The sequence below is a fragment of the Serinicoccus sp. JS2-9 genome, from assembly GCF_059025165.1.
Genome location: NZ_JBXRFJ010000001.1, coordinates 17,102 through 43,406, shown reverse-complemented (window position 1 = coordinate 43,406; position 26,305 = coordinate 17,102). Strand labels below are relative to the sequence as shown.

Annotated in this window: 26 protein-coding genes and 1 pseudogene; 23 read left to right on the top strand and 4 right to left on the bottom strand. The window is 70.4% G+C overall.

Features of this window, described 5'->3' with window-relative positions:
- Positions 1 to 66: 66 nt before the first annotated feature.
- Entirely contained in the window at positions 67 to 2,121 is a 2,055-nt protein-coding gene (locus AC5PYY_RS16410) for a hypothetical protein (RefSeq protein ID WP_493899421.1), read from the top strand.
- Here AC5PYY_RS16410 and AC5PYY_RS16405 read toward each other — a convergent pair.
- Both AC5PYY_RS16405 and AC5PYY_RS16400 read right to left on the bottom strand, forming a co-directional pair.
- On the bottom strand, positions 2,094 to 2,570 hold the full coding sequence (locus AC5PYY_RS16405) for a hypothetical protein (RefSeq protein WP_493899420.1): 477 nt from the start codon (positions 2,568 to 2,570) through the stop codon (positions 2,094 to 2,096). The two genes, AC5PYY_RS16410 and AC5PYY_RS16405, sit on opposite strands and share 28 nt — an antisense overlap.
- 101 nt (positions 2,571 to 2,671) lie before the next feature.
- A complete protein-coding gene (locus tag AC5PYY_RS16400; RefSeq protein WP_493899419.1) occupies positions 2,672 to 3,586 on the bottom strand; it encodes a ParA family protein in 915 nt (304 codons plus the stop codon).
- A gap of 168 nt (positions 3,587 to 3,754) precedes the next feature.
- Between AC5PYY_RS16400 and AC5PYY_RS16395 the strand changes: the two genes are divergently transcribed.
- The 14 genes and pseudogenes from AC5PYY_RS16395 to AC5PYY_RS16330 form a co-directional block, all read left to right on the top strand.
- Positions 3,755 to 4,177: a helix-turn-helix domain-containing protein gene (locus AC5PYY_RS16395; RefSeq protein WP_493899418.1), complete on the top strand. Its 423-nt coding sequence runs from the start codon at positions 3,755 to 3,757 to the stop codon at positions 4,175 to 4,177.
- A 298-nt stretch (positions 4,178 to 4,475) separates the two neighbouring features.
- Positions 4,476 to 5,078: a hypothetical protein gene (locus tag AC5PYY_RS16390; protein ID WP_493899417.1), complete on the top strand. Its 603-nt coding sequence runs from the start codon at positions 4,476 to 4,478 to the stop codon at positions 5,076 to 5,078.
- A gap of 233 nt (positions 5,079 to 5,311) precedes the next feature.
- Positions 5,312 to 5,992 (top strand): hypothetical protein, encoded by a 681-nt coding sequence (locus tag AC5PYY_RS16385; protein ID WP_493899416.1) that lies wholly within the window; start codon positions 5,312 to 5,314, stop codon positions 5,990 to 5,992.
- Between the two features lie 29 nt (positions 5,993 to 6,021).
- Positions 6,022 to 6,708, top strand: coding sequence for an SAF domain-containing protein (locus AC5PYY_RS16380; RefSeq protein WP_493899415.1), 687 nt, complete (start codon positions 6,022 to 6,024; stop codon positions 6,706 to 6,708).
- A gap of 4 nt (positions 6,709 to 6,712) precedes the next feature.
- Entirely contained in the window at positions 6,713 to 7,501 is a 789-nt protein-coding gene (locus AC5PYY_RS16375; protein WP_493899414.1) for a CpaE/TadZ family protein, read from the top strand.
- Positions 7,502 to 7,803: 302 nt separating this feature from the next.
- On the top strand, positions 7,804 to 9,126 hold the full coding sequence (locus AC5PYY_RS16370; protein WP_493899474.1) for a TadA family conjugal transfer-associated ATPase: 1,323 nt from the start codon (positions 7,804 to 7,806) through the stop codon (positions 9,124 to 9,126).
- A complete protein-coding gene (locus AC5PYY_RS16365; RefSeq protein WP_493899473.1) occupies positions 9,123 to 9,983 on the top strand; it encodes a type II secretion system F family protein in 861 nt (286 codons plus the stop codon). The genes AC5PYY_RS16370 and AC5PYY_RS16365 overlap by 4 nt, the downstream gene beginning before the upstream one ends.
- A complete protein-coding gene (locus tag AC5PYY_RS16360; protein WP_493899472.1) occupies positions 9,980 to 10,894 on the top strand; it encodes a type II secretion system F family protein in 915 nt (304 codons plus the stop codon). Before AC5PYY_RS16365 ends, AC5PYY_RS16360 begins: the two co-directional genes overlap by 4 nt.
- Positions 10,895 to 11,006: 112 nt before the next feature.
- On the top strand, positions 11,007 to 11,192 hold the full coding sequence (locus AC5PYY_RS16355; protein WP_493899471.1) for a hypothetical protein: 186 nt from the start codon (positions 11,007 to 11,009) through the stop codon (positions 11,190 to 11,192).
- Between the two features lie 77 nt (positions 11,193 to 11,269).
- Positions 11,270 to 11,614 carry a TadE family protein gene (locus AC5PYY_RS16350; protein ID WP_493899470.1) on the top strand — a complete coding sequence of 115 codons (345 nt, stop codon included), beginning with the start codon at positions 11,270 to 11,272 and terminating at the stop codon, positions 11,612 to 11,614.
- The gene (locus AC5PYY_RS16345; RefSeq protein ID WP_493899469.1) at positions 11,611 to 12,069 is read left to right on the top strand and encodes a TadE family protein; all 459 of its coding nucleotides are present in this window, start codon (positions 11,611 to 11,613) and stop codon (positions 12,067 to 12,069) included. Before AC5PYY_RS16350 ends, AC5PYY_RS16345 begins: the two co-directional genes overlap by 4 nt.
- A complete protein-coding gene (locus AC5PYY_RS16340; RefSeq protein ID WP_493899468.1) occupies positions 12,069 to 12,509 on the top strand; it encodes a TadE family protein in 441 nt (146 codons plus the stop codon). The genes AC5PYY_RS16345 and AC5PYY_RS16340 overlap by 1 nt, the downstream gene beginning before the upstream one ends.
- A complete protein-coding gene (locus tag AC5PYY_RS16335; RefSeq protein ID WP_493899467.1) occupies positions 12,506 to 15,805 on the top strand; it encodes a LysM peptidoglycan-binding domain-containing protein in 3,300 nt (1,099 codons plus the stop codon). Before AC5PYY_RS16340 ends, AC5PYY_RS16335 begins: the two co-directional genes overlap by 4 nt.
- A gap of 91 nt (positions 15,806 to 15,896) precedes the next feature.
- A pseudogene (locus AC5PYY_RS16330) lies at positions 15,897 to 16,298 on the top strand (ApeA N-terminal domain 1-containing protein); the annotation flags it as partial.
- Between the two features lie 108 nt (positions 16,299 to 16,406).
- Here AC5PYY_RS16330 and AC5PYY_RS16325 read toward each other — a convergent pair.
- The gene (locus AC5PYY_RS16325) at positions 16,407 to 16,997 is read right to left on the bottom strand and encodes a hypothetical protein (RefSeq protein WP_493899477.1); all 591 of its coding nucleotides are present in this window, start codon (positions 16,995 to 16,997) and stop codon (positions 16,407 to 16,409) included.
- 52 nt (positions 16,998 to 17,049) lie between these two features.
- On the opposite strand from AC5PYY_RS16325, the gene AC5PYY_RS16320 reads away from it, so the two are divergent.
- Positions 17,050 to 17,367 carry a hypothetical protein gene (locus AC5PYY_RS16320; RefSeq protein WP_493899476.1) on the top strand — a complete coding sequence of 106 codons (318 nt, stop codon included), beginning with the start codon at positions 17,050 to 17,052 and terminating at the stop codon, positions 17,365 to 17,367.
- 1 nt (position 17,368) lies between these two features.
- Here the strand turns inward: AC5PYY_RS16320 and AC5PYY_RS16315 are convergent, their stop codons facing one another.
- Positions 17,369 to 18,745, bottom strand: coding sequence for an ATP-binding protein (locus AC5PYY_RS16315; RefSeq protein WP_493899466.1), 1,377 nt, complete (start codon positions 18,743 to 18,745; stop codon positions 17,369 to 17,371).
- 264 nt (positions 18,746 to 19,009) lie between these two features.
- Between AC5PYY_RS16315 and AC5PYY_RS16310 the strand changes: the two genes are divergently transcribed.
- The 7 genes from AC5PYY_RS16310 to AC5PYY_RS16280 are packed head-to-tail and all read left to right on the top strand — an operon-like array spanning position 19,010 to position 26,293.
- Positions 19,010 to 19,810, top strand: coding sequence for a hypothetical protein (locus AC5PYY_RS16310; protein ID WP_493899465.1), 801 nt, complete (start codon positions 19,010 to 19,012; stop codon positions 19,808 to 19,810).
- 39 nt (positions 19,811 to 19,849) lie between these two features.
- Positions 19,850 to 20,683: a hypothetical protein gene (locus AC5PYY_RS16305; RefSeq protein WP_493899464.1), complete on the top strand. Its 834-nt coding sequence runs from the start codon at positions 19,850 to 19,852 to the stop codon at positions 20,681 to 20,683.
- A gap of 53 nt (positions 20,684 to 20,736) precedes the next feature.
- Positions 20,737 to 20,943, top strand: a complete 207-nt coding sequence (locus tag AC5PYY_RS16300; RefSeq protein ID WP_493899463.1) for a hypothetical protein — start codon at positions 20,737 to 20,739, stop codon at positions 20,941 to 20,943.
- Positions 20,944 to 20,946: 3 nt separating this feature from the next.
- Complete coding sequence (locus AC5PYY_RS16295) at positions 20,947 to 21,747, top strand: hypothetical protein (protein ID WP_493899462.1); 801 nt, start codon at positions 20,947 to 20,949, stop codon at positions 21,745 to 21,747.
- Positions 21,748 to 21,775: 28 nt separating this feature from the next.
- Positions 21,776 to 23,233 carry a type IV secretion system protein gene (locus tag AC5PYY_RS16290; protein WP_493899461.1) on the top strand — a complete coding sequence of 486 codons (1,458 nt, stop codon included), beginning with the start codon at positions 21,776 to 21,778 and terminating at the stop codon, positions 23,231 to 23,233.
- A 19-nt stretch (positions 23,234 to 23,252) separates the two neighbouring features.
- Positions 23,253 to 24,758, top strand: coding sequence for an SCO6880 family protein (locus AC5PYY_RS16285; protein ID WP_493899460.1), 1,506 nt, complete (start codon positions 23,253 to 23,255; stop codon positions 24,756 to 24,758).
- Complete coding sequence (locus tag AC5PYY_RS16280) at positions 24,755 to 26,293, top strand: putative type IV secretion/conjugal transfer ATPase (RefSeq protein ID WP_493899459.1); 1,539 nt, start codon at positions 24,755 to 24,757, stop codon at positions 26,291 to 26,293. Before AC5PYY_RS16285 ends, AC5PYY_RS16280 begins: the two co-directional genes overlap by 4 nt.
- Positions 26,294 to 26,305 lie beyond the last annotated feature (12 nt).

Below are 26,305 nucleotides of genomic sequence, written 5' to 3'. Positions count from 1 at the left end.
CTGCCCAGCGTAGCACCATCATCTCAGCCTGCCCCTGCGGCGAGCGTTCGGCGTGTCCCTGCCGTGGTGACCCAACTGGACCGGGCGCTGTTCCAGGGGTCGGGGTGGTTCGTGATCGACGCGAAGAACCAGCGGGTCCCGGACGTGGTCGTGACCTCGGCCGAGCAGGGCCTGGACCTGGTCGGACGTGGTCGGGTCGCGTCCGTCGTCGGGAGGCTGGTCGACGACGTCAGGGCGGTCGACGTCGACCTGACCGGTGAGCGTGGCCACGCGGTGAGCGAGGCGATCGCGGCATGGTGCCGCGCACGCGGCCTGTGGCACTTGGTGCGGCCCTCTGGGGGTGGTGAGGGGCGTGCGCACGTGCTGGTCGCTGTCGGTGGCCACGGTGACGGCCTGAGCGAGCTCCTGGAGCAGCTGCGCGCCCAGTGGCGGGCCTCCCGTACCACCATTGACCTGCGGGCCACGCTCCGGCCACTGTCGGCCCCGCACCGGACCGGGGGCTGGACCGCCCCCCTGGGTCACCTCACTACCGCGTTGACCCTGCTGCGCCGTGCGACGACGACACAGCAGGGCCGGACCAGTCAGGCACGCGACCAGCCACCGCCTGGCAGCGGCCCGCCCCACTCCCCCAGCGTGGGCCTACTCCCCCGGCGCCACCGTGGCCGCCGCGACCTGCCCGCGTCCTGGGAGAAGTATTTGTCCCAGGGCGTGCGCCCGGACATCGCGGCCGACCAGCCGGGCAGCCGCTCGAACTACGAAGCGCTGGCCACCGCGCACCTGCTCTGGGCAGGCCACAACCCGCAGAGCGCATGGTCGCGGATCACCACGGCGCACCCGCAGGCATTCACCAAGGCGCGCGCCAAGGGGCGGACCTGGTGGACCACACACGTCTGGGACCCAGCCGTCCGGGCCGACGACGACCACACCGGCACCGGTCCGACGCTCGACGACGCCACCATCGCCGCGGTCGGACACGCCAGAGCCCAGCTGACCGAGGCAGCTTGGGGAGTACCCGAGCGTGCCCGTCCGGCCTTCCTCATCATCGGGCACACCGTCCTGGACCGGATGGAACGCACCGGGCGCCGGCGCATCCCCGTCCCGGAGCGGGACCTGGTCCTGGATACCGCCCTGACCGACCGTCGCACCATCCGCCAGCACCTCGCACGCCTCGAACGCACTGGGGTCCTGCGGATCCACCGGGACACCCTCGACCCCGCGGAACGGGCCACCACCAGCTACGAAGCAGAGATAGCGCCCGCACCGGACCCGGTGGGGGCCCAGCGGCAAATCCCCCCACCTAGTTTTCACACCCCCCTCCCCGAACGCCTCCCTGATGGGTGCCCTGCCTACACCTGGCTCCTGCTACGGTCCCTGACCGAAGACCCCCTCCGGCCCACCGACCTCGCGGTCGCCGCTCAGATGTCCCGCACAAGTGAGCTCACCCCCGGCCAGCACCGGACACTTCGCGTCGCGCTGACTCAGTTGGCACAGATCGGGATGGCCAGGTGCGACGAGCACGGAAGGTGGCGTCGCGGCCCTGGACTCGACCCGGCGGCGGCACGGCAGGCCGACACTCGCCAGCAGCAGCTCCGTGCCGTGATCGAGGCAGAGCGAGCCGCCTACAGGGCACCCGGGTCGTCGTCGTGGCGTGCGCAGCAGGCCCTGGCGCACAAACGCCAGCGAGCTAGGGAAGTCGCCTGGTGGCGGGCACTCTCGCCCGCCGAGAGGTCATCGCGCCGAGCCGCTTTGGAGGACCGGTTCGCTGCGAGCAGCGTGCACGACCAGCACAGGGTTAAGACGAGTTTGGTGCGGCGACAACGGCGCCTCGGCCTCGACCCTGTCCGCCGGCACCAGGCGTGGGTCGCCGAGCACGCCAGCGACGAACGTCGCTTCGAGCGGGCCGAATCGTACGCAGCACTGCCCCCGCCGCTGCAGGTCGCTCTCGCCAGAGCATGGCACCAGCATCGAGCCGATCACGAAATCCCACGCGATCTGCTGCCTCGCGGCCGCATCGAGCGCGAGTTGGGCAGTGTTGTGCCGGTGCCCGCCGAGGACCTCGCGACCCCGGAGGCGAGGACGAGCGAGACAGATAGTCAGCTGACGGTTGCGTCAGCGAGGTAGTAGCGCAGAGCTGCTGCGCACAGCGCCGACCTCGACGGGGCCTTCGAGGTCACTACCAGTTCGTCGATCGCGGCCACGTTCGCCGCGAGCAGCCGCAGGGAGAGCGTCGACAGCGGCTCCGGATCCCGGCGCGCTGGAGCGCGCCGGAGAAACAACCCGTCGTCGACGGTCGTCGTCTCCCCCGCGACTAGCAGGTCCGCCAGCCGCCCATGGGCGGCCGTCAGCGCGTCCATCAGGAAGTCGGCTTGGGTCACCTTCGTGGCCCGGGCACGTTCCTTGACCTGCGTGACTAAAGACGCCGGCAGCGACAGGGTGATGGCCCTGGTCGACGACGTGGTGCCACCTGCAGCTCGTGTCCCAGCAGGCGTGGCCCGTCGGGCCGGGGCGCGCACGGTCTCGAGATCTTGCTCGGTGGTCTCGGTGGTCGACGTGTCCGAGACCGGCGCCACACTCGGTGTCGACCGCTTACCTCGGGACCGTCGCGCCGGCGGCCCCGGGATCGAGTCCGTCCTTGCCAGTCCCGGGACGGCCTCCAGCGGTCTGCGATCACTCATGCCATGGCCTCCATGTTCTCCTTCTCACGACGGTCGATCGTCGTGAGGATCTCCTGGGTGAGCAGCACGAAGTCCTCCGCCAGGGCCGGTGCCGATCCTGGCACCCGATCGGGTTTGCGTCCCTCCCGCAAGGCCACCCAGTACGGCTGGGCCTGGTCGACCTGCTCGGCGATCTCGTGGATCAGCAGACCCTTCTCTTCTGAGTCCACTACCGGTGACAGGGCATGCCGGATCACACTGGTGAAGACCGGCGCGGCACCACCGAGCGCGCTGGCGACGTCGTCCAGGGCGTTCCGGCGGATCACCGAAGCCCCGGTCTCCACGTCGTACAGCAACGCCCCCAGCAGCTCTAAGCCCGGATTCGAGGTGCGCGCGGCCTCGATCTCACCCGCCAGGGTCCGTAGCCCCTCGATGCTCGTCCGTCCAGGACGGGTCGGGACCACGATCCACCTGGTCGCCCCCAGGGCCAGCCTGAGCAGCAGCGGACGGGTCGGCGGGGTGTCCATCACGACCAGGTCGTAGTCGTCTGCAGCAGCGCACAGGGACGTCGCCAGCAGGTCGTGGATCTCCTGCCCGCGCTTCAGCCGGCCGGCGAGCACGTCTTCGAGGGTGTCCAGGGCCGCTCCCCCGGGCACCACGTCCAGTCCGCGCCGCACCTCACGTAGCGGCGGCTCCACCGTCCGGCCGCGCATCAGCGCGTCCACCATGTGCTCACCGTCGTCTGACTCCCCCGCCCACCGGTACCCCAGAATGTGTCCGCAGTTGCCCTGCGGGTCCAGGTCCACCAAGAGAACCCGCCAACCGGCCACAGCAGCAAGACCCGCAACATTGCACGCAGTAGTGCTTTTGCCAACGCCGCCCTTGCCGTTAGCCACAGTGATGACCCTAGTCAACGCATCACGAACAGTCATACTGCTAAAGGTACGGCGCTCAACAAAGCATTGACATCCGACACGCCCTAAGTTGAAAGAACAACGCGAAGAGTAGCGCGCCCACTAGGGCGTGCACTAATGCAATAAGTAATGCACATGGTGATGCCAGTACTGATACGGCCACGGCAGCGCCTAGGGTGCTGTGGTGTGCCCTCGGACCTACCCTGTTTCGACGCCGCCTCTCTGAGGGCGGCGAGAGAGCGCGCTGAGCTGACGCAGCGGACAGTCGCTTTGGCAGTGGGTGTTGCCGGTGGGGAGCGGGTGTCGTCGTGGGAGGCGGGCCGCGACACCCCGCGCGACACCCAGCTGGCGGGGCTGGCGAAGGTCCTCGGTGTGACGGTCGAAGACCTCGTCCCGGGGGAGCGCGAGCTGAGGCTGCTGAGGTTCAAGGCCGGCCTGTCGGTGCCAGGCCTGGCCGCCGAGATGGCCGTGTCCGTGCGCACTGTGTTCAGGTGGGAGTCGGGGGACTACCAGCGCATCCCGCAGAAGCATGTGCTGGAGAGACTGGGGAACGTGCTCGGGGTGCACACCTCGACGGTCGAGACCGCGTTCCGCAACGGACGAACCTGACCCGGTCTCGCGCCTCCCTCCGAAGTCGCGCCCGCGCAACGCGTGGGACGTTCCCCCGGGGCTGAAGGTAAAGACTTGGTCAAGTCAGGCCTCCTCGCGTCCGGCGGCGGTTAGCCTAGCGGCTCCAGGTGGGCAGGGAGGCCCGTGGCAGGGGATGACGATCAACCGGTGCGCGCGGCCCACGTCGACTGACCTATACGGCGCGGTGGCAATAGTGCTACAGTGCCGTTCGTGCGGTAGGTGAACGCCCGTCCTCCCGCGGAGGCTTGATGTAGTAGCGGAGGAGAGGACTGGAGGGATGACCGACACAGCACGTGTTGTCCGTGTGGTGGCCGCGACCAGCGTGGCCCTGATGCTCACTGCTGCCTGCAACGGCGACGGCGGGGACCCTATCGAGGTGGCGCCCAGCACGGATGTGGCGATCTCGAGCGCACCGCCGCCCACCACCGAGGCCGCCGCTACGAGCGAGCCGCCGGCCACCCTGTCGGCGGCCGAGCAGGACCGGGCCGACGTCGAGGCAACGGTGCTGGCCTTCCTAGCCGCGCTCGACGAAGCGTATGAGGGCGGGGACATCGAGGGCATCTATCCCTGGTCTCGCGATGTCGCCCGGGATACCTGGACCACGCAGCTCATGGCCTACGAGGAGCAGGGCCTGACCTTCGAGGCCAAGCGCGAGGTTGAGGTTCTCGAGGTCGAGGTCAACGGTGACCAGGCCGACGTCACCGCTTGTTTGGACTACTCCGACACGACGGTGACCGACGCGGACGGGCAGGACATCACGCCGAACCGAGAGGCCGGTGACCTCATCATCAACGACTACGTTCTCGAGCGCTATGACGACGGCGAGTACGGGTGGATCGTGGTCAATGACATAAGTCGGAGTGAGCCGTGCGACGAGTAATCGGCCTTGTCCTCGCAGGCTGGCTGTTTGCCGCGTTGATGGCGCTGCCGGCGTCGGCCGAGCCCGAGTGCGAAGTCTACGACGATCTAACGGGACAGTGCCGGATCTTCGTGATGCCGCCGCCGCCGGAGTACGCACCGGGCGGCGGTAGTGGCGGCGGGGGGAACGGCGGTGGGGGCTCCGGTGGGGAGAACGTGTGCTGGGACTGGGTGCAGGAGGCTGAGGTGTCCTGCGTGGTGGGCACGTTCTACTGGTCGTCGGCATGGGCGTGTCACACCAAGTACGCGGAGCCGCAGCCGGGCTGGTCGGACCCGGTGTGGTCGGGGCGGACCGAGGGCGCGATCTTTGAGTGCGCGCGTGGGGTGACGTTGACGGACCCGCTGGGGGCCTCGAGCGTGCAGCGGTGGGCTGCGGCGCCGCCGTGGGGCGCTCCACCGGATCCGCGTGAGCTCGCGGAGCAGGCGGTGGAGTCGATGCAGCTGCGCGCGATCGATATCGGGGTGACACCGTTGCCGTACCCGGAGACCGGCAACATCGGTTTGGTGGGTCTGCCGCAGTGGTTATGGGTCGAGGACGAGGGCCCTTCGACGTGGGGGCCGATCACCAGGACCGCGAGCTCGGGTCCGTACTCGGTCACCGCGACCGGAACGGTGGACCGGATCGAGTGGGACATGGGCGATGGCCAGGTCATCGTCTGTGACACCCCCGGCACCCCATACCAGGAGTCATTCATGGACGCCCGGTCCCCGGACTGCGGTCACGACTACTACGAGGACGACGGCTTCTACGACGTGTCCGCGACGTCCTACTGGGTGATCCAGTGGGCCGGCCTGGGCCAGTCCGGGACCATCGAGCTCGACTTCACCCAGACCACACAGCTCGCCATCGGCGAGGTCCAGGTCATCACTCAATGACAACAACCCCAGCAGCAGTACCAGGAGAGATGATGACGTCGACCACCACCGCCGCCCCCCAGGGGCCGTCTCCGACCGCTGAGGATGCCCAAACCGATACGCCGGTCGAGGTCACGGCCCCGCCCAAGCTGCGCAGGCGCCCGATCCAGGTCCTGCTGGCCCTGGCCCTGGTCATCGCGGGTGCCTTGCTGGCGGTGTGGGCCTGGTCCGCGGCCACGGACAACGTCTCGGTCGTGGCGCTGCGGGAGACCGTGCCGCGCGGGTCGCAGATCGGCGCCGAGGACCTGATGGTCGTCCAGATCAACCCCGACCCGGCGCTGCGGACCGTGCCCGGTGATCAGCTGGGTTCGTTCGTGGGCCAGCGTGCCGGGCTGGACCTGAGCGCCGGCACGCTGCTGTCCCCGGACGCGGTGGCCGAGGAGGTCGTCCCCGGCGCCGGCCAGTCCGTCGTGGGGCTGGCCCTCGCGCCCGGGTCGCTACCGGGTGAACCGTTGCAGGTGGGGGACCGGGTCCGGGTCGTCGGGACGGCCGGGCAGGGTGACCCGGCGCAGGTGTCCGACCCGGTCGAGATCCCGGCAGAGGTCGCCGGCGTCAGCGTGAGCGAGACCGGGCAGGTCATCGTGTCCGTCATCGTGGACGAGGCGAGAGCGGGCGAGGCCGCCACGTGGGCGGCCGCGGGCCGGGTCGCTGTGGTCCTGGACAGCAGCGAGGACTGAGTCCATGTCCGTGATCGCCCTGACTTCGGCCTCGGGTTCTCCCGGGGTCACCACCACCGCCGTGGGGTTGGCGCTGAGCCGGTCGCGTCCGACGATCCTGGTGGATGCCGACCCCACCGGGGGTTCACCGATCCTCGCGGGGTACCTGCGCGGGCAGAGCATGCCCACCGACTCCCTGATCGACCTGTACGTCGCACACAACCAGGGCCGCCTGCGGGAGGCCCTGCCGCAGGCGACGCTCACCCTGCCGGACTCCAAGGTCACCTTGATCCCGGGGGTCCGTTCGCACGTCCAGGCAGGGGCCCTGGGCGGCCTGTGGGACCCGCTGCTGGGCGCATTGAAAGCCCTGGGGGGCACCGGCCAGGACACGATCATCGACCTGGGCCGGCTCGGGTTGGAGGGTGCCGCCGGCCAGCTGATGATCGGGGCCGACCTCACCCTGCTGGTGGCCCGGTCGGACCTGGTGTCCCTGTCCGGGGCGCGCTCGTGGGCTAACACCTTGCGGTCCCGCTTCGAGGAGTTCGGCGCCGGCGCCGCCCTGGGTGTCCTGCTGGTCGGTCCGGGCCGCCCGTACGCGGCCAAGGAAGTAGCCGACGTCATGGGCGTCCCAGTCGTCGCGACGGTGGAGTGGGACCCCAGGACAGCGGCCGTGTTCTCCGCCGGTGCCCAGGTCCGCAAGCTGAACCAGTCGCCACTAGTGCGGTCGTTGCGGTCCGCGGACGCCGCAATCGCGGCCGCGGTCCAGGCCGCGAAGGCAGAGTTGATCGACACCGGGGAGGGTGCGGCCGGATGAGGTTGGAGACAGATCACACGGCGCCGGCCGCTGGCGGGGCTTCGGCCGACCCGGCTGGACTGCCCCTGTTCGCTTCCGAGGCCCCGCCGGAACAGCACCGGGAGCCCGGGCAGGGGGCGCCCGGAACCCAGCCGGGCCGGCCTGGTCGTACCCGTGGGTCGTTCAGCCTGTCCGGGCTGGGCTCACAGCAACCCTCGTTGCGGGTCGTCCCGCCCCCGGACCAGGCCGCCGCACCCCAGACCACCACCCCGGCCGTTGGTCGGCCGGCGGGGGACTGGCGGGACAGTGACAGCCTGGACTGGATGCTGGTGGCCACGCTGCGGCAGGAGGTCGCCGACCGGCTGAGCCAGGAGTCCACCGGGAACCTGCTGGAGGACCGGGCCGCGCAGCGCGAACGCGGCTGGGCCATCATCACCGACCTCCTGAACCGGGAGTCGACCGAACGTGTCCGGGCCGGACAGGAAGCCTGGACGGTGCCGCAAGCGGGGCGCCTGGGCCGCGCGGTCCACGACGCCGTGTTCGGGCTCGGCCGGGTGCAGCCCCTGGTCGATGACGACGATGTCGAGAACATCATGATCTTCGGACACGACCGGGTCGTGCTCGGCCTGACCGGTGGGCGGCAGGTCCCCGGGCCCCGGGTCGCGGACAGCGACGAGGAGCTGATCGAGTTCCTGTCCTTCGTCGCGAACCGGTCCGAGGTCAACGCACGCCCGTTCAGCCCGGCACACCCACGGCTGCACCTGCGCCTGGACGGTGGAGCCCGGCTCGCGGCGCAGGCGTGGGTCTGCCCCCGCCCGCAGGTCGTGATCCGCCGGCACCGGATGCAGGAGGTCTCGTTGGACGACCTGGTCGGCCTGGACGCGCTGACCCCGGTCGCGGCCAGCTTCCTGGGCGCGGTCGTCCGCTCCGGTCGTTCGCTGGTGGTCTCCGGGGCGCAGGGCGCCGGGAAGACGACGGTGGTGCGGGCGCTATGCGGACAGATCCCTCGCCAGGAGGTCATCGCCACGTTCGAGACCGAGTACGAGCTGCACCTGCACGAGATGACCGACCGTCACCCGCTGTGCTACGCCTACGAGGCACGCCCCGGGTCAGGTGAGCTCGGCCCCGACGGCCGCCGCGCCGGTGAGGTCACCCTGGGTGAGCTGCTCTTCGACTCCTTCCGGATGAACCTGGACCGGCAGATCGTCGGTGAGGTCCGGGGGCCCGAGGCGATGGCGATGCTGAAGGCGATGCAGTCCGGCACCGGGTCGATCTCCACCACCCACGCACCGCACGCCGTTGGCGCCATCGAGAAGCTCGTCACCTGCGTCATGGAAGCCGGGGAGCACGCCAACCACGCCTTCGCCGTCCGCGCGGTCAGCGCCTACATCAACGTCATCGTGCACGTCGCCAAGGACGTCGAACCGCAACCGGACGGCACCGCCAGGGTGCACCGGTACATCTCGGAGATCCTGGTCGTCACCCCGGGGGAGAAGCAGCTCGGGTACGCCACCACCACGGTGTTCAAGGCCGAACCGGGGACCCGCGTCGCGACCGCGCAGATCCTGCCCGACCAGTACCGGTCCCTGGCCCACCACGGTTTCGACCTCGCCCGCTACGTCGGCGGACAAGGACGGGTCGAATGAACCTGGTGATCCCCGCCGTCGCCGGTGCCCTGATCACCGGCGGGTTGCTGCTGCTGGTCCTGGGCCTGACCCCACGCCCCGTCACGGCCCCCCGGCCACGCCGACGCAGCACGCCGCGGGTACGGCTGACCCGGCGGACCCGGATCAGCCTCCTGGCCGGCCTCGCCACGGGTGTCCTTGTCGCGGTCCTGACCGGGTGGGTGGTCGCGATCGTCATCATCCCCGCGGTCCTGGTCGGTCTGCCCGCCCTGTTGAGCGCCCCACCGGCCCGCGAAGAGCTGCGCCGGCTGGAGGCGATGGAGGAGTGGCTTCGGTCCGTGTCAGGGGTCCTGACCGCCGGCGTCGGCCTGGAGCAGGCGCTGATCACCTCGCTACGGTCCACGCCCGAACCGATCCGCCCGGAGATCTCCCGGCTGGTGGGCCGGCTGCGGTCACGGTGGGGCACCGTGCCGGCGCTGCGACTGTTGGCCGACGACCTCGACGACCCCACCGCCGACCTGATCGTCGCCAACCTCGTGCTCGGCGCCGAAAGGCGCGGGCCAGGCCTGGCCACAGTGCTGGAGGCGGTGGCCCGGTCCGTCGCCGAGGACGTCAAAGGACGACGGGAGATTGAGGCAGACCGGGCCAAACCCCGCGCCAATGTGCGCCTGATCACCGGCATCAGCGTCGTGGTTCTGGGGTACCTCGCGTTGACCGGCGAGTACGTGGCGGCCTACGGAGCCCCCATCGGGCAGATCGCCCTGATCGTGCTGCTGACCGGCTACGTCCTGTGTCTGCTGTGGATGCGGATGATGACTCAGGGCAAGCCTCTGCCGCGGTTCATCGGGTCAGCCGTCCGCGAGCAGGTGCCGTCGTGAGCACGCTGCAACTGTTCATCGCCGCCGGCGCCCTGGCTGGGGCCGGCGTGGCCCTGCTCGTGTTGCGCCTGCTGCCGGCCCATCCGGACCTGACCGAGACTCTGTCCAGGCTCTCGCCTACCGGCGCCCGGCAGATCCGAGAGCGTCACCAGCGCCGGCTGACCCGCAGCAGCGACATCCGCGACGTCCTGGGCGTCAGCGGCGAACGGCTCCTGCCGAGCCGGATCTGGGGGCGGGTCAACGACCAGGACCTCGCCATCCTGCGCAAGACCCGGACCCGCTTCTATGGGGAGAAGCTGCTCTTCGCCGCACTGGGTCTGCTGGCCGGACCGCTCGTGACGCTGGTGCCGACGATCTTCTGGGGCCTGCCGATCTTCATCCCGGTCGCGGCCTCCCTGACCCTGGCACTGGGCCTGTGGTTCATCCCCACCTACAACGTGATCGACGACGCCGGTAAGGCCCGCGCCGAGTTCTCCCGAGGACTGGGCGCCTTCATCGACCTGGTGGCCCTCGAGCGGGCCGCCGGGTCGGGTCCCCGGCCCGCGATGGAGAAGGCCGCCGCGGTAGGCGACTCCTGGGCGTTCCAGCGGGTCCGGGAGGAACTGGCCCGGACCCGCTGGTCGGGTACCACCCCGTGGGACGCGCTACGGCAGCTCGGTGAGGAGATCGGGCTGCACGAGCTTCACGAGCTCGCGGACATCATGCGCCTGTCCGGCGACGAGGACGCTCAGGTGTACGACCAGCTCCGGGCCCGTAGCTCCGGCATGCGGTCGGCGACGTTGCTCGCGCAGAAAGCGGAGGCCAACGCCGTCTCCGAGCGGATGACCCTGCCGATGACTCTGCTGGCTGTCCTGTTCATGGGCATCCTCGTCACCCCGCAACTGCTGCGTCTGCTGGTCGGAGGGGGCTGAGCGCCACATCGAACCTTCACCCGCCCAAACACCTGAACACCGCACCCACGATCACGCCACCACATCGGCACCCACCAGGGGGACCTTCCCCCACATAGAAAGGGCCAGCATCATGAACCGCACCACCACCCTGCACACCCGGATCACCAGGACGGCCCGCTGCCTGCACCAGGGCGGTGAGCGCGGCGGTATCAGCGTCGAGCTCGTCGTCCTCGTCATCGGCCTGTTCGTCCTGGCCGGTCTGGTCATCGCCGGCGTCACAGCGTTCGTGACCGGCCAGTTGGGTCAACTGGGCTGATGATCTTCCGGAGCCGACGCTCACCGGCGGGCCACCCCCCAGGGGGAGTGCCCGCCGGTGAGCGTGGATCTGCCAGCGTGCAGATCGTCATCCTGGCTCCGATGCTGTTCCTGTTCCTGTTCATGATGGTCCAGTCCGGCCTGTGGTTCCACGCCCGTTCCCTGGCTCTGGGTGCTGCCCAGGACGGTGCCCGGGTCGCGGCCGGGGAGCGATCGAGCGCCGGGGCCGGAGCGGCCGCGGCCAGCGACTTCCTCGCCAGCGGCGGCGGAGCAGACGTCCTCCTCGGTGCGTCGACCAGCGCGGCACGCTCAACGACCACGGCCACCGTCACGGTCAGCGGCACCGCACCCTCGCTCGTTCCCGGGTGGGCACCACCCATCGTGCAGTCCGCGAGTTTCCCCGTGGAACGGATCACCGGATGAGGAGCTCCCTCTCTCGTCGATCCGCTCGGACCCGGCATGGTGACCGGGGTGCGGTCGCGGTCGAGCTCGTGATCCTCGCCCCGGTGCTGCTCGTCCTCGTCATGATGATCGTGTTTGCTGGCCGGTGGGCGTTGGCCCAGCAAGCTGTGCAGGCCGCCTCGGCCGAGGCAGCCCGCGCGGCCTCGATCGCCCGCTCGGGCGGAGAGGCCGGCGGCGCCGCCGACGGTGCCGTAGCCGCCTCACTGACCAACCAGCATGTGCGGTGCGCCTCGCACAGCGTCAGCTTGGACACCAGCGCCTTCGGGGCGCCGGTCGGAACCCCGGGTCAGGTGAGCGCAACCGTCAGCTGCGTCGTGGACATGAGCGACCTGAGCCTGCCGGGGATCCCCGGGTCACGGACCTTGACGTCGACGAGCAGCTCCCCTCTGGACACCTTCCGAGGGAGGAATGGCTGATGAGAACCCGACGATGGCTACAGCGCGCCGACAAAGAGCGGGGGTCGGTGAGCCTATGGACCGTCATGCTCGCCTCGCTCGCCCTGATCATGGTGGGACTGGCAGTCGACACCTCCGGGCACATCCACGCCATGCAGGAGGCCCGCAGCCTCGCCAGGGAGGCCGCCCGGGCCGGCGGGCAGGAGATCGAGAAGCCTCGCGGTGTGCTCGGTCAGGGCGCAGTCGCCACCCCTGTTCTCGCGGCTGCCGCGGCGAACTCCTACCTGTCCGCGGCCGGTGTCGACGGCTCAGCCACGGTCACCGGCCCCTACACGGTGCAGGTGGCCGTCACCACCACCTATTCGACCAGGTTTTTGTCCGTCATCGGGATCGGTTCGCTGTCCGCGACCGGTACCGCCGAGTCCCGCATCACCCGCTCCATCGAAGGGACCGAGCAATGATGCGCCGAATCACCGCGGCGGCACTGTCCACGACCCTCTTGCTGGCCGTGCTCGCCGGCCTGCCCGCCCTGTTGCTGGCCGTGGGCGGCAACCCGCTCCCGGACCAGCTCCCCGACCCGGACCAGGTGCGCCGGGCGCTGACCGCCCCCGACGACGGTCGCCTCGTGCTCGCCGCAGCGATCCTGGCCGGGTGGGTCTGTTGGGTCCTGCTCCTCGGTGCATGTCTGCTCGAGGTTCTCGACCAGGTCCGCGCGCTACGCCGGCCCGGGCACACCCTGGCGCCCGCGCCCAGCCGCCGTAGCAGCCTGGCGATGCCACGGTCCTTGATGCGGCCCCTGGTCGCCAGCATCCTCACGCTCCTGGTCACCGCCCCGGCGGGCGCCAACCTCACCGCCGGACCGGCCATCGCCCACACCGCCACGGGCCCCGTGGTCCCCGAGGCGCAGGACCACCCCGGGTCCGGGCAAGGGCCCCGGCAGGCCGTCGCCGATGAGACGGCGACCTCCGAGGAGGGATCCGGTCCGGCCACGCACACAGTGAGCCCGGGAGACACGCTGTGGCAGATCTCCGAGGACCACCTCGGGGCGGGGGAACGATACCGGGAGGTGTACGACGAGAACTCCGGGCAACTGACCAGCCCGCACCTGATCCACCCCGGCACCGTCCTCACGCTGCCCGGCACCCCGGAACGCATCCGCGACCTGGAAGCCATCGACGTGACGGTGGCCCCGGGGGACACCCTCAGCGGCCTTGCCACCCAGCACCTGGGGGACGCCGGCCGTTGGCCGGAGATCTACGCCGCCTCTACCCAGATCACCCAGGACTCCGGCGCCCGCCTCGTCGACCCCGACCTGATCCAACCCGGGTGGCAGCTGCACGTCCCTGTCGACGCCACCGACCTCGACGACCAGGGGGCCGCAGGCCCGCAACCCGAGACCTCACAACCACACTCAGGCGGGACCGCGCAGACACCGCCGGAGGATGTAGGACCCGACGCGGCGCCGGCCCAGGGCGCGGTCGCGGGACGACACCTGGGAGCCGTGTCCACCCCCGACGTCGCCACCGGCGAGGACACCACGCCGGCAGAGGGCTCGGCACCGGCCGCCGCCACGCAGCCCGGGGAGGCCGCGGCCGACTCAGAACAGGACGACCGAACGGTGCTGGGTGCCGTGCCCTGGCTGGTGGCCGGGCTCGCCGGGGGCGGCGGGATCCTCGCGGGGGCGCTGTGGCTGGCGCTGCGGGGACGGCGCCGGGCACAGTCCCGGCACCGCCGTCCCGGACTGCACGTCGGTGCCCCTCTGCCGGCCGAGCTCGCGCCATTGGAGCAGACCACCCAGACCGTCGGCGCGGTCGCCGCAGTGAGCCTGGAGACCCTGGACCGGGTCCTGAAACACCTGGTCGCACCGACAGCCGGCGACGCATCCCCGGCTGCGCCGCAGCTGGTCGCGGCACGGCTGAGCAACCAGGACGGCATCGACCTGTTCCTCGCAGACCCGCAGGAACAGCTGCCCCACCCCTGGGAGCCGATCGGCGACAGCGGCATCCGGTGGCGCCTCGCCAACCCCTTGACCGGGCCCGCACCCGAGATCGACGCGCCCTACCCGCTGCTGGCGACCATCGGCACCGACGACACCGACGGCACCTGGCTGCTTAACCTCGAAGGCCTGCACGTCGCGATCGCCGGAGACCCCACCATGGCGCACGACCTGACCCGGCACCTCACCGCCGGCGCCCTGCTCAACCCGTGGTCTCAGACCGTGCAGATCGACTGCCTCGGCGTCGGACAGGAGCTGCAGCCGGTGAACCCCTCACGGGTGAGCATCCACGACGCCGACGCCGACCTCGAGGACGTGCACCACCACCTGGAGCAGACCGCCGCCCGCGCCAGGCACCACCAGGTGAGCGCCGCCACCGGCAGAGTCCACGGAACCGGCGACGACACCTGGCCCGCCCGCCTGATCATTGCCGGGACCGACACCGAGCAGACCCGACAGCTCGAGGACACCATCAGCGCCGACCCCGACCGGGTCAGCGCCGCCATCGTGATGGCCACTCCCGGCCAGGACCGGTCCGGGAACCCGTCACTGCTGCTGGACCTCACCCCCCACGGCCGGGTCCAGGTCGGTGGTGTGGGACTCGACCTCGTCGCCGTCGGCCTCACGGCCGACGAAGCGGCCGGGGTCGGGATGCTCTGCGCCGCCGTCGACGACCACCGCGAGCAACCGGTCCCCAGCCACGACGTCGACGACCCGCAGGACCTACGTCACTACATCGACCACTCCGGCGCGCTCCTCGAACCGCACCGGTCCACCCCGGCACACCAGGCACCCGACCACGACGCCGCGAGCGTGCTCCCGGCAGCGGCGGAGGACTACCTGGCCGTCGCGGCGACCACGCAGGAGGACCTGCACCAGATCGCGCCACCGGTCACCACCCAGACCCGGGACCGCATCAGCGGCGCCGACCCCACCCTGGATGCCGACCTCGCGGCGTGGCACGACCCGCAGAGCAAACGCGCCCGGCTGCAGCTGCTGGGCCCGGTCAAGGCCCGCACCTTCGGTGCCCCGCAGTCCCACAGCAAGGGCTACCTCACCGAGATCCTCGCCTACCTCGCGCTGCGCCCCGACGGCGCCACCCCGGATCAGCTGGCGGACGACTTCGGCCTCACCCGCAAGAAGGCCCGCGACTACGTCTCCACCGTCCGCGCGTGGCTCGGAGAAGACCCCGCGACGGGGCAGTTGCACCTGCCGTTCGCCGACGACGTGGTCCGTCACGACGGGGTCAAGCTGTACCGCCTCCACGGGGTGCTCGTCGACGCCGACCTGTTCAAACGGCTGCACGCCCGTGGGGTCTCCCGCGGCCCTGACGGACTCACGGACCTCCTCGCCGCCCTGCAGCTGGTGACCGGTCAACCCTTCGACCGGCTCCGACCCCAGGGCTGGGGCTGGCTCTTCCAGGACGCCGAGCGCGTCGACCAGTACCTGGTCGTCGGTATCGGCGCCGTCGCCCACCTGGTCACCGTGCATGGCCTGGAGACCGGTGACCTGGAGCAGGCACGGTGGGCGACGCAGGTCGCGAAGAAAGCCGACCCTTACGCGGAGACCCCGAACCTCGACCTCGCCGCGATCGCCATCGCCGAGGGCCGCCACCAGGACAGCGCCAACCTGCTTCGGGCGCACATCACAGACCGCAGCGACGACCACCTGCCACCACCGGAGCTACCGCATCGCACAGAGGAGATCCTGAACCGGCGGCCGGAGTGGTTCGACCAGACGCACGACGCCGAAGCCTCATAGCTCGTCGGCCGGACGGCTACCCTGGTCCTCGGGCCGTTCACCAGTTCGTCTCGAAGGACTGTGCGGATACCGGGGCTTGCGGGAGGTCGACGTGGTTGACGGCAACTCATCTGAGGACAAGCGCCCGGCACGCTGGTGGCTACCGGACGAAGGTCACAAGAGATCTGTCTTCGGTTTGTACTGGGTGAGCGACAACGGCATCCCTCATGCGTCTTGGCATGAGCCTCTTCCCGGGGGGCCGCGCAGCGTCTGGTCCCAGGAACAGCCCGTTGCCCTCCTTCACGGCGACGCCATGGGCGAGGCCATCACCCTTGTCGGCGTGCGGGTGAACTCCGCGCAGCATCCGATGCGAGGAAGCGTGAGCCACTACCAAGCGGAGGCCGCACTGGCCTTCGAGGGGGACCTGCTGCCGGGGCCGGACGAGCTGCAGTTCGACAGGGTCCGGTTTCGCCTGCGTGACCTCTCTGCCTGGGCCGAGTGGACCTCCTGGAGCGATCTGGATGAGGACCGGCCGGTACTCGTCCCCAGGCTGGAGCACCAAGGCATGAGGAGACGCGAGTTTCTGTGCGGGGAGGACGTGCTCGCGCTCGAGGACGCCAGATCATGGTCGCGCAACGAGCGAGAGTGGATCCTGGCCGATGACTGTCGGCTCGACCTCACGACTGGGCACGCGATGTCCATAGAAGACATCGCGTACCAGTGGTTGCGCTCGGTTCAGCTGCTGATCGGCACGGCGTCGGGACGGAGGAGCCACCTCCGCAGCCTGTTCGTCAGTCGACAAGAATGGGTGAGAGCACGTCAGGAGAACGATCCGGAGCTCGGCTCGCGCAACCCGTGGCTGCAGGTTCGTGGGCGTCACATCCAGCGCGACCAGCGCGACCCCCCGGACGAGCACCTCCCGAGTTTCCACCTTCTCCATCGTCTTGCCGAGGTGCCGGCCGACAGCGACATGTATGAACTCCTGAACGCCACCCGGCACCATCGGTACGCACTGGACCGGTACTACAGCGCGAGAAGCGGTCCGGCCGGATCGCTCGAGACGATGTTCATCGAGGCCGTTCAAGCGGTGGAGGCCCTTGATGCAGGCCTCCACACCGACCGCCGTGAGGATTGGCAGGATGAGATCGTCGACATCGTCAAACCGATACTCGTGGAGCAGGGGTACAACTCTGATCAGCGGCGTGCAGCTCATGCGAGGCATCGGATCCGCGCACCAGAAGTCTCTTGCTGCCAGACTGCGGCGCGTGGACCACGAAGTCGGACACCTGATGAAGGAGACCACTGCGTCGACGGACTGGGCGATGGACATCGAGACACTGCGCAACGCAGTGACCCACGGACGCACCGGTCCAGCCTTCAAAGAAGCTGGCGACGCGTTGATCGTCGGCCGCGAGATATGCCTGCGCCTCTTCGAGATCGCGTGGCTGCGCGTCATGGGATACGACCGCGAGATCGCCGAACAATCCCTGCGGCGTACCCACTGGGGCTCCCTGGACTTCATCTCCCAGAACAGGAGCGCCGTCACGCAGGTAGCCGAGAGTTTGAGGCGACCGCAGGCGTGAGTCAGCGTTGAGGACCAGCCGTTGCTGGCCCGTGGGGCGGAGGGACCTGCCGATCCTGCCGGTCTCGGCCGGCCAGCCCAGGCGGGTGCGGTCCCGGTCGCATCGGGCCGTTACCCGCATCGAGGTGCGCCCGCATCTGGTCCAGGCTGAGGATGTGCTCTGACCCGGACTCGGCGCGCGCTTCCTCGTAGCGGGCGAGGACGTAGGGAACGAAGACGGGCATGCTCATCCGGATCTGACCGCGCCGGGGAGCGTAGATGTCGCCCTGCTCGATGAGTTTCTGTCGGACCATGGCGGCGGTGCGTTGCTCCCGGCCGAGCGCGGTTTCCATCTGTCGGGTGGTGGCGGTGCCGCCGTTGAGTGCGAGGGCGGCCATGTACTCCATCTCCCGGTCGGGCATGCGGTCCCACCTCGGGCCTAGGGTGCGTCGGCTGATCTGGCTGGCTGCCCGCTCGATGCCCTCGCGTGCGTCTTGGGCGGTGATCTGGTGGGGTCCGGCCGCCGCCTGCCAGATCTCGTGGGCGATGAACTGGATGTGGGCGGGGTAGCCGTTGGACGCCGAAGCGACCGCCTCGAGCGCGTGCGGGTGCCACGTCACGTCGTGCTGCTGGGCGGGGAGTGCTATCGCTAGCTCGGTCTGGGTCCGGGTCAGGGTCAGGGGAATCTGCTCGAGGACGAACAGCCGGTCCGGGTGGGTCACGCCGGCGTTGGTGAGGACGTCGATCGTGTGCGGCAGCCCACTCGCGGCGAAGGCGACCGGGGAGGTGGGGTGGTCGACGTTCAACCGGTGCAGGGCGGCCGCGATGAGGGTGAGGTCGCTGGGGTGAGCAGCCTGGAGCTCATCGACCGTGACCAGCACGCCCCCGCCTCCCCGCTCCTGGCGTACGGCGTCGGCCACGGCATCCAACGCGCGGGCGAGCTCGCCGGGGTCATGGACGGGGCCGGGGCGTGGATCGTCGGCGTCGCTGGTGTTGATCCCGACGCTGACTCCGGCCACGCCGACGCTGAGACCACTGAGCCGGGTCAGCGCCCCCTGCGCCTTGCGCCACACGCTCTCGCCCTTCTCCACCCTCGCCCGGGCCTGACCCGCCAGCGACTCCACCAGGGAGACGTGGTGCTGGGCGGCCTGGAGGTGCACCACCTCGAAGTTGTGCTCCCGCGCCGCCGTCCCGTAGGCCGTGAGCAGTGAGGTCTTGCCCACCCCGCGGGGCCCGGTCAGCAGCATGTCCCGCGCCGCAACCCGGCCCTGCGCGACCAGACCGTTCAGGGTCAGCTGCCACTCGCTGACCAGGTCCTCGCGCCCTGCCAGCAACGGTGGGCTGTGCCCAGCACCGGGGGTGTAGACCGTCCCCTCCATAAGTACATCTCGCTTATCCAACGTCAGTTTACTAAACCAACCTACACGATGGCGCGAGCCCTTGCACCAGGCCCGCCGCCTGGTCACCGCACTGATGTTGTCCGGTGGTTGCCGTGACGCTCGCCAGTTCGGGGGCGCGTGGGGGCGCAGCGTCACTGCAGTTCAGAGACCCGTGACCGGCACGCCCCTGCCACCTCAGCCGCCCTTGCTGGGTGCGTGGGGGCGTCGCTGGGGATGCCTGGGCGGTGTCGTCGAGCTGTGTCCGCTCGACGAAAGGGGATGGCGATGAGGGTCGCCGCGCAACTGGGTCTACATGACCCGCACACCAGCACTCTGCTCACCCGCGCCAGGGACCGGTGGTCGTCCTGGGCAGGGGGCGACCCACGGCTGGACGTGTGCCCCGACCCGCTGCAGCTGCCCGAGATCTTCACCGGGTGGACTCCGGCGCAGAAGGACGACGTCCTGCAAGGGCTCGCGTCGCTGGCCTCACCCACCGGCGGGGACGACATCGCCGCCGCAGGACTGCTGGCCTGGCTCCTGATCCCGGGGGCCGCCCGGCTGGCCGCCACCCTGAGCCACCTAAGCCGACGGATCGACGAGGTGGTCGCCGCTCAGCTGTGGATCGAGTGCCGGTCCTGGAACGGTGGCCCGAAGGTCGCCGCGAACACGCTCATGCGTGCCCGCGGCGGGGTGCTGCGGGACCTGGGGATCCGGGAGGACCCGGCCTGGTCGGTGACGTCCCTGTGGGACGACCAGGACCGGCAGACCTGCGCCGAGACCATCCCAGCACCACAAGCCGACGCGACGGCCGAGGTCCTGCTGCGGGAGGTGCTGCAGGAGGCGATCGGTAGCGACGTCATCACCGGGGACCAGCGCGACCTGCTGCTGCAGCTGGCGCAGACCGCGGACGAGCGGGACGTGCGGCGCGCGGGACGCGGGAACGCGGGGCTACTCGCCGAGCAGGTCCTCCTCGACGTCGGCCATGAGCAGGGGATGCACCGGTCCTCGGTCCGGCGGCACGCCGCCCGATCGCTGGGCCGGCTACGCGAGCACGCCCGGATGACGGGATTCGAGGCGACCGGCTGAACGCCAGCAGACACGACACCACTTGAGGGGGACGTGACAGTGAGCACCCACACCAGACCGAGCCTGGCCGAGCTGCAGCAGGCATACCGGGCCGCAGCGCGCGGAGACTTCCGCGCCGCGGCACCCCCCGCCCCAGCCCGGGTCGGTTCCACGTCGACGTGGGAACCGCCCGAGCCGGTGGTCGCGGTAGCCGGTTGCCACGGCGGTGCCGGGGCCTCGATCCTCGCGGCCGCGATCGCCACCGCGCACCAGGGGAGCTCCCGGGTCGTGGAATGCCGCGGCGCCGCGTCCGCGTTCTGTGCCGCCGCCACGGCGGAACTGGGTCAGAGCGCCTCCGGGTGGGTCGCCGGCGCACGGGGTCCGGTACGCCTGGAACGGGCCAGCGGGCTACCGCTGACCCCTGGAGAGGTCGGTGTCCCCGACCCTGCCCCGGACTCCACCAACCTGACCGTGCTCGACCTCAGCTGGGACCCCCGCGTCCTGGCCCGGGCCGCCGGGTGGCTTTCTACCGCACTGTTCACTGCGCCGGCGCCGGTCCTGGTCGCCACAGCCACGGCCCCCGGTGTGCGCCACCTGGAGGCGGTGCTGCACGTCCTGCCCGAGGAGGCCACCCCCGTGGCGATCCTCCGGGTGGGCCACCGGCAGCGACGCTGGCCCACCACCGTCCACCAGCAGACCGGCCCCCGGACACGGGCCCTGCACGACGCCGGACGGCTGCTGCAATTCCCGACCGAGCCGCAGCTCGCTATCGCCGGCCTCGATACCGGCCCACTCTCGAGGGCAGTCGTGGCCGCTGCCGCGGATGTCCTGGATCTGGCTTACCCAGATGCACACCACACGACCACACCCACCACCAAGGAGATGAACCGATGAACAGGGTCTGTCCCCGCGTCCCCCCAGGCGCCCAGGCGTTCTACGACGAGATCATGGGCTACGCCCTTTGGGCAGTGGGAGGCGCCTTCCTTGCTGCTCTGGCGGTCAGCATTCTGTTGATCTTGCTCGGCAAGGCACTCCACATCCGCATGCTGTCGATGGCTGGTGGCGCGGGGATACTGGTCACCTTCGGGGTGATGCTGCTGTACATGATCCTGCCGAGCATCCTGCGAGCCATGTACGGGGCAGGGTGCTTCTGAACCATGGCAGACGCCCAGGCCTGGAGCCGCCCCAAGATCGTGGCCATCCTGCTCGCCGCGGTGATCTTCGCGCTGACCCTCACCGGTGGAGCGGTCGCCGCGGTCGTGCTCGCACTGTCACCGGCCGGTGACTCCCGCACCGAGCGTGACGCTGGCTCATCGGCCGGTGAAGCCGGGCCGGGGGAGTCGACCAGGGACTTGGTCGCTGCGGCGCCCATGCTTGAGGTCGGCGCCGCGGACGCGACCGGGGGCACGCCCTCGACCGCGCTCACCGAGACGATCGAGATCCCCAACCCCACCACCACCGGCCCGGCCAGGGTCGCCACCGGCTTCCCGCAGACCCCCGAAGGCGCCGCGGGGCAGCTCGGCGCAATCCTGAGCGAAGTCGTCCAGACGATGTCGATCCCCCGCGCCCACGAGGTCCATGACGCATGGACCGAGACCGGCGCCGGACCGGCCCGCGAGTGGGGCATGACCAAGAACGTGTCCGCGTTCCTCTCCAGCGCCGGCCTGCCCGGCCAGGAGGCCGGGACCCAGGCACGGATCGAGGTCACACCCGCCGCCGCCCAGATCAAGGGCGTCGACGGGCCGGACTGGGTGGTGGCCTGCGTCCTGCTGGACATCACCGCTTCCATCGACCGCACCGTCGATGTCGCCTACGGCCACTGCGAACGGATGACGTGGGAGCAGGACCGGTGGGTCATCGCCGCCGGTGACCCACCAGCACCGGCTCCCTCGACCTGGCCCGGCACCGACCTCGCCGCCGACGCCGGCTGGTTGACCTGGCAGCCACAGACACCGTGAGACTGGAGGGGGCAGTCACATGTGGGGCGTGATCCCGGACCCATTCGAGATTCTCGGGGCGGGCGCGGCCAAGCTCATGGCCGAGGGCTGGACCATGATCATGCTGTCCCTGTGGGGCGCCGGCCTGTGGCTGACCAGGGTCGTGCTGCAGATCCTGGAGATCATCACCACCCCGGACCTGTCCACGGACGGTCCCGCCAGGACGATCTACCAGTACATGTTCGGGATCGCGATCTGCCTGTTCATGCTGCTGCTGCTCTGCCAACTGGGTCTCGCGCTGATCCGCCGCGACGGCGCCACTCTGGGCCGTGCCGTGTGGGGAGCGGTCCAGTTCCAGTTCGCCGGGATCATGTGGGTCACCTGGTGCGTGGTCGTCTTCGCCGGTGCCGGTGGCCTGGCCCGCATCTTCCTGCAGACCCTGCTCAAGGTGGACTCCTGGGCCGACTTCCAACCGTTCGGGGCGTTCGAGGCCAGCGACATCACCGACGCCGTGGTCGCCACCGTCATCGGGGTGATGGGGATCTTCCTGGTCATCTCCGCGATCGCGCACGTCGTCATCCTGCTGGTCTCCTCCACCACCGCCCTGGTGATCGCCGTGACCGGGATCGTGTCCGCCGCCGGGCTGCCGTTCGAGGCGACCCGCCGCTGGTTCTGGATGAGCTTCCGCTGGTTCCACGCCGCCGCATTCACCCCCGTCATCCTCGTGCTCGTCCTCGGCCTGGGCACCCAGTTCACCCAGGGCGTGGTCATCGAGGGTTCAGAGAACATCACCCAGGACGTTGCCGGCGCCGTCATCGGCATCGTGCTCCTGTGCATCTCCTGCTTCGCGCCGCTCGGGCTGTTCAAGCTGCTCGCGTTCGTCGACCCCGGCACGAATTCCGGTGCCGCGCTACGGGCCGGGATGAACGCCTCCGGCGGTATGCAAGGCCTCCTGCAGGGTGGCAAGGGCACCGGGTCAGGATCCGCGTCCGAGGTTGACAGTCAAGGCCGCTCGAGCGCGGAACGATCAGGCGAGGCCGACACCAGCAACCGGCTCGCCCAGCAAGGCTCCCAGGCCACCGGCGAGGCCCTCGGGGCGATCCCCGCGATCGGTGGGGCCGCCGCCGGAATCCTCGGCGCGATGCGCACCATCGGCTCCCAGGGCGCGGTCGTCGGCGCCGACATCGCCAACCAGGCCGGCATCGGTCACAACACCTACGTCCCCGACTACCGCGACAACCCCAACACCAGCGGGAACCGCACCCAGCAGGCACAGAAGCAGCCCGACGTCAACGGCACCAACCCCGACGGGCCCACATCCCCGCCCTCGAGAATCGAGGGCGACCAGACGCCTCCCACACCCGCTCCCCGCGTGCCTGCACCCGCAGGGGCACCACCGGCCGGCGGTGCGGGCGCGGGCGCCGCTGGCGCCAGCGGCACCGGTGCGGCTGGGGGAGGGGCGGCAGCCGGAGCGGCGGCCGCCAGCGTGCCCCCAGTCGTGCCCTGAACCGTGAAAGGACCACCACATGACGATCTACTCCGACTACACGCCGCGCCGGGTGGGCTGGTTCCTCGGGATCTCCGGGTGGCAGCTCGGGACGATCGCGCTCACCTTCCTGCCGGTCGCGGCGACCGCGTCGGCCGGCAGATGGGCCAGCGCGGCGGTGCTCACCCTCGGGTGGCTGGTGCTGGTCTTCCTCGTCGTCGTCCCCGTCCGAGGCAGGTCCGCGACCGGCTGGGCGTGGAGCACGGTCAAGGTCGCCGCCGGCTCTCTGGCCGGGTGGACCAGGTTTCGGGGGCGAGCAGCGACCGGTCAGGCCAGGGATCTCTCAGAGGTGGACCTGCCCGGAGTGCTCGCCGGTTTAGCCATCCACGAGGGCCCCCCGCAGGGCCCGGAGTTCGCCCGGCCCGCGCTCATCCAGCACCGCAGCCTACGCACGTGGACCCAGACCGCGTCCCTGGAGCACCCGGGTATCGACATGGCTGAGGCCGGTGAACGGGACCTGCTCGGCCGCGGGCTGGGCACGCTGCTTGACGCCGCTGAGGCAACCGAGCTGATCGACACCGTCATCCTCATGGTCCGCTCCATCCCCGAGGACGGCACCGAACGGGCCGAGTGGGTGCGACGGCACCGGACCGGCCACGCGTCACCGGTCGTCAGCGGCATCAACGCCGCCCTGGACGAGATGAGCACCCGTATCAACACTCGCAGCGAGGCATTCTTCTCCTTCGTGGTCCCCGAGGCCCGCCTGGGCCGGGCCGGACGAGAGTTCGGTGGCGGTATCGACGGCCGCGCCCGGGTCATCCAGAGCACCGCGGCCGAGATGGAGGCCCAGCTCACCGGCGGCCTGGGCGCCACCAGGGCAACCTGGCTCACCAGCCCGCAACTGGCCGCGGTCACCCGCACCGGGTTCGCGCCCGGGGACCGGGCCAGCATCGTCGAAGCCGTCCTCGCTCACGACAAGGACGTCGGCGTCAACGCCGACGTGCCGTGGGCGATGGCAGGCCCGTCCGGGGCCGACCCCGCCCCCCGCCACTACAGCCACGACGCCTGGAATTCCGCGTCGGTCACCCTCCGGCTACCCGACAAGGGCGCCGCCATGGGCGCCCTGCGAGCCGTGCTCACTCCCGGATTGCCGGGGGAGCGACGCAGCCTGGTCGTGGTTTTCCCCGTCGTTCCCAGGGGCCGGGCGGTCCGGCAGTCGGAGAAAACCGCAGACAGCGCCAACCTGGCCGAGGACATGCGGGCCAAGGTGGGGATGCGCACCGGGGCCGCCATCCGCGGCAAGGCCGACAAGGCGCGGCGGGTCGACGCCAAGCTCGCTGCCGGCAACTCACTCACCTACCCGTACGCGGTGGCCACCGTCACCGCACCCAAGACGGCGCGGATCAGTGAGTGCCGACGCCGCCTGGAGTCTTCTGTCCGCAAGGCCGGCTTCGCTCCGCTGCCGCTGGACATGGCGCACGACGTCGCCTTCGCCTCCAGCTGTGTCCCCCTCGGGGTGGACCTGACCCGGGCGGGCCAGTCATGAGGCAGCGCCCAGACCGGCCGCGCCGCCGCTCTGGCCGCGGCGTCGCAGGCCTGCTCGCCGACTTCGGGCACGACCTGCCCACCGTGCCCGAACCACCAGTCCGGCCCAAGGACCGGCTCGCCTGGTCCGGCGCGGCCATCGCCGGACCTCGACGCCGGGGTCGCGGCTGGGCCGCCGCCACCGCGCCGGTGTCCGCGTGGCGGATGACCTCGGAGCAGGCGGCCGCGCTGTGGCCGCTCATCACCGGCCCGGGCCTTCCGGCCACAGGGGCGTTCATCGGGATGGACGTCCTGTCCGGCGCGGCGCACTACTGCGACCCGCACGGATGGACCCTCAACCCCGATGTCCCGGTGACCAACCCGAACATGATGGTCTTCGGCAAGCCAGGCACCGGAAAGTCGGCCACGGTGAAGGCGTTCTGCCTGCGCTCGATCGACTTCGGGTACCGGATCCTGGTCCCGGGGGACCCCAAGGACGAGTACGAGGACCTGGCTCGGTTCCTCGGCGTCGCCCCGATCGCGGTGGGGCCGGGTATGGCCGCACGGGTCAACCCGCTGTCGCTGGGCCCGCTGGGCCAGGGCTGGGACCAACTCGCTAGCGACGAATCACAGGCACGGGCGGCGTCGGTGTTCAAACGTTGGGAACTCCTCGTCCGCGGCTTGGTCGGATCCCAACGGGTCGGGGAGAGCCGCGTCGCCTTCGGCCCTGTCGAGGCCGAAGCTGTCCGGGAGGTCCTCAAGCACCTCACCGGGTTCGAACGCGGCGTCACCCGTCTGAGCGAGACCACGCTGCCGCACGTCTGGGAGGCCCTGCGCAACCCCAGCCCCGACCTGGTCGACCAGACCCGGTACTCCTCGGCGCGGCAGCTCCTCGACGAGACCCGGGTGCTGCGCGACGCGCTCGGTCAGCTGTGCTCTGGGGTGCTCGGTGGCATGTTCGATGACCACACGAACATCGACATCGACTGGTCGGCACCGATCCAGACGCTGTCGCTCAGCCGACTCGAGCCGCTGGGTGACGAAGCGGTCGGGGTGGCGCTGACCTGCCTGAACTCGTGGGCGTCCGCGCAACGCGAGCTCTCCAGCGCCGCGGACCGGCGGATCGTGGTCCGGGACGAGTCCTGGAAGCAGCTGCGGCTGGGTCCGGAGGCGGTCAAGTCCTACGACGCCGACCTGCGCCTGTCCCGCGGGGCCGGCGGCAAGGGCGGCGACGTCCAGATCGCCGTCTTGCACAAGCCGTCTGACCTGCTCTCCGCCGGGGACCACGGCTCCCAGTCCCAGATGATCGCCAAGGACCTGCTGCACCTGTGCGACGTGAAGATCATGCACGGCCAACGGGCCGGAGTCGCCGACGAGCTCGACACCTTGCTCGGTCTGGGTCCCGTGGTCCGCGACGCCATCACCACCTGGGCGATGCAGCAGCCCGGCCGCGGCGTCTGGCAGATCGGCAGCCGGCACATGAAGATCCAGACCATCCTGCACCCCATCGAGCGTGACCTGACCTGGACCAACCAGGCCATCGCCGACGCCGCCTGAGGAAGCCGTACC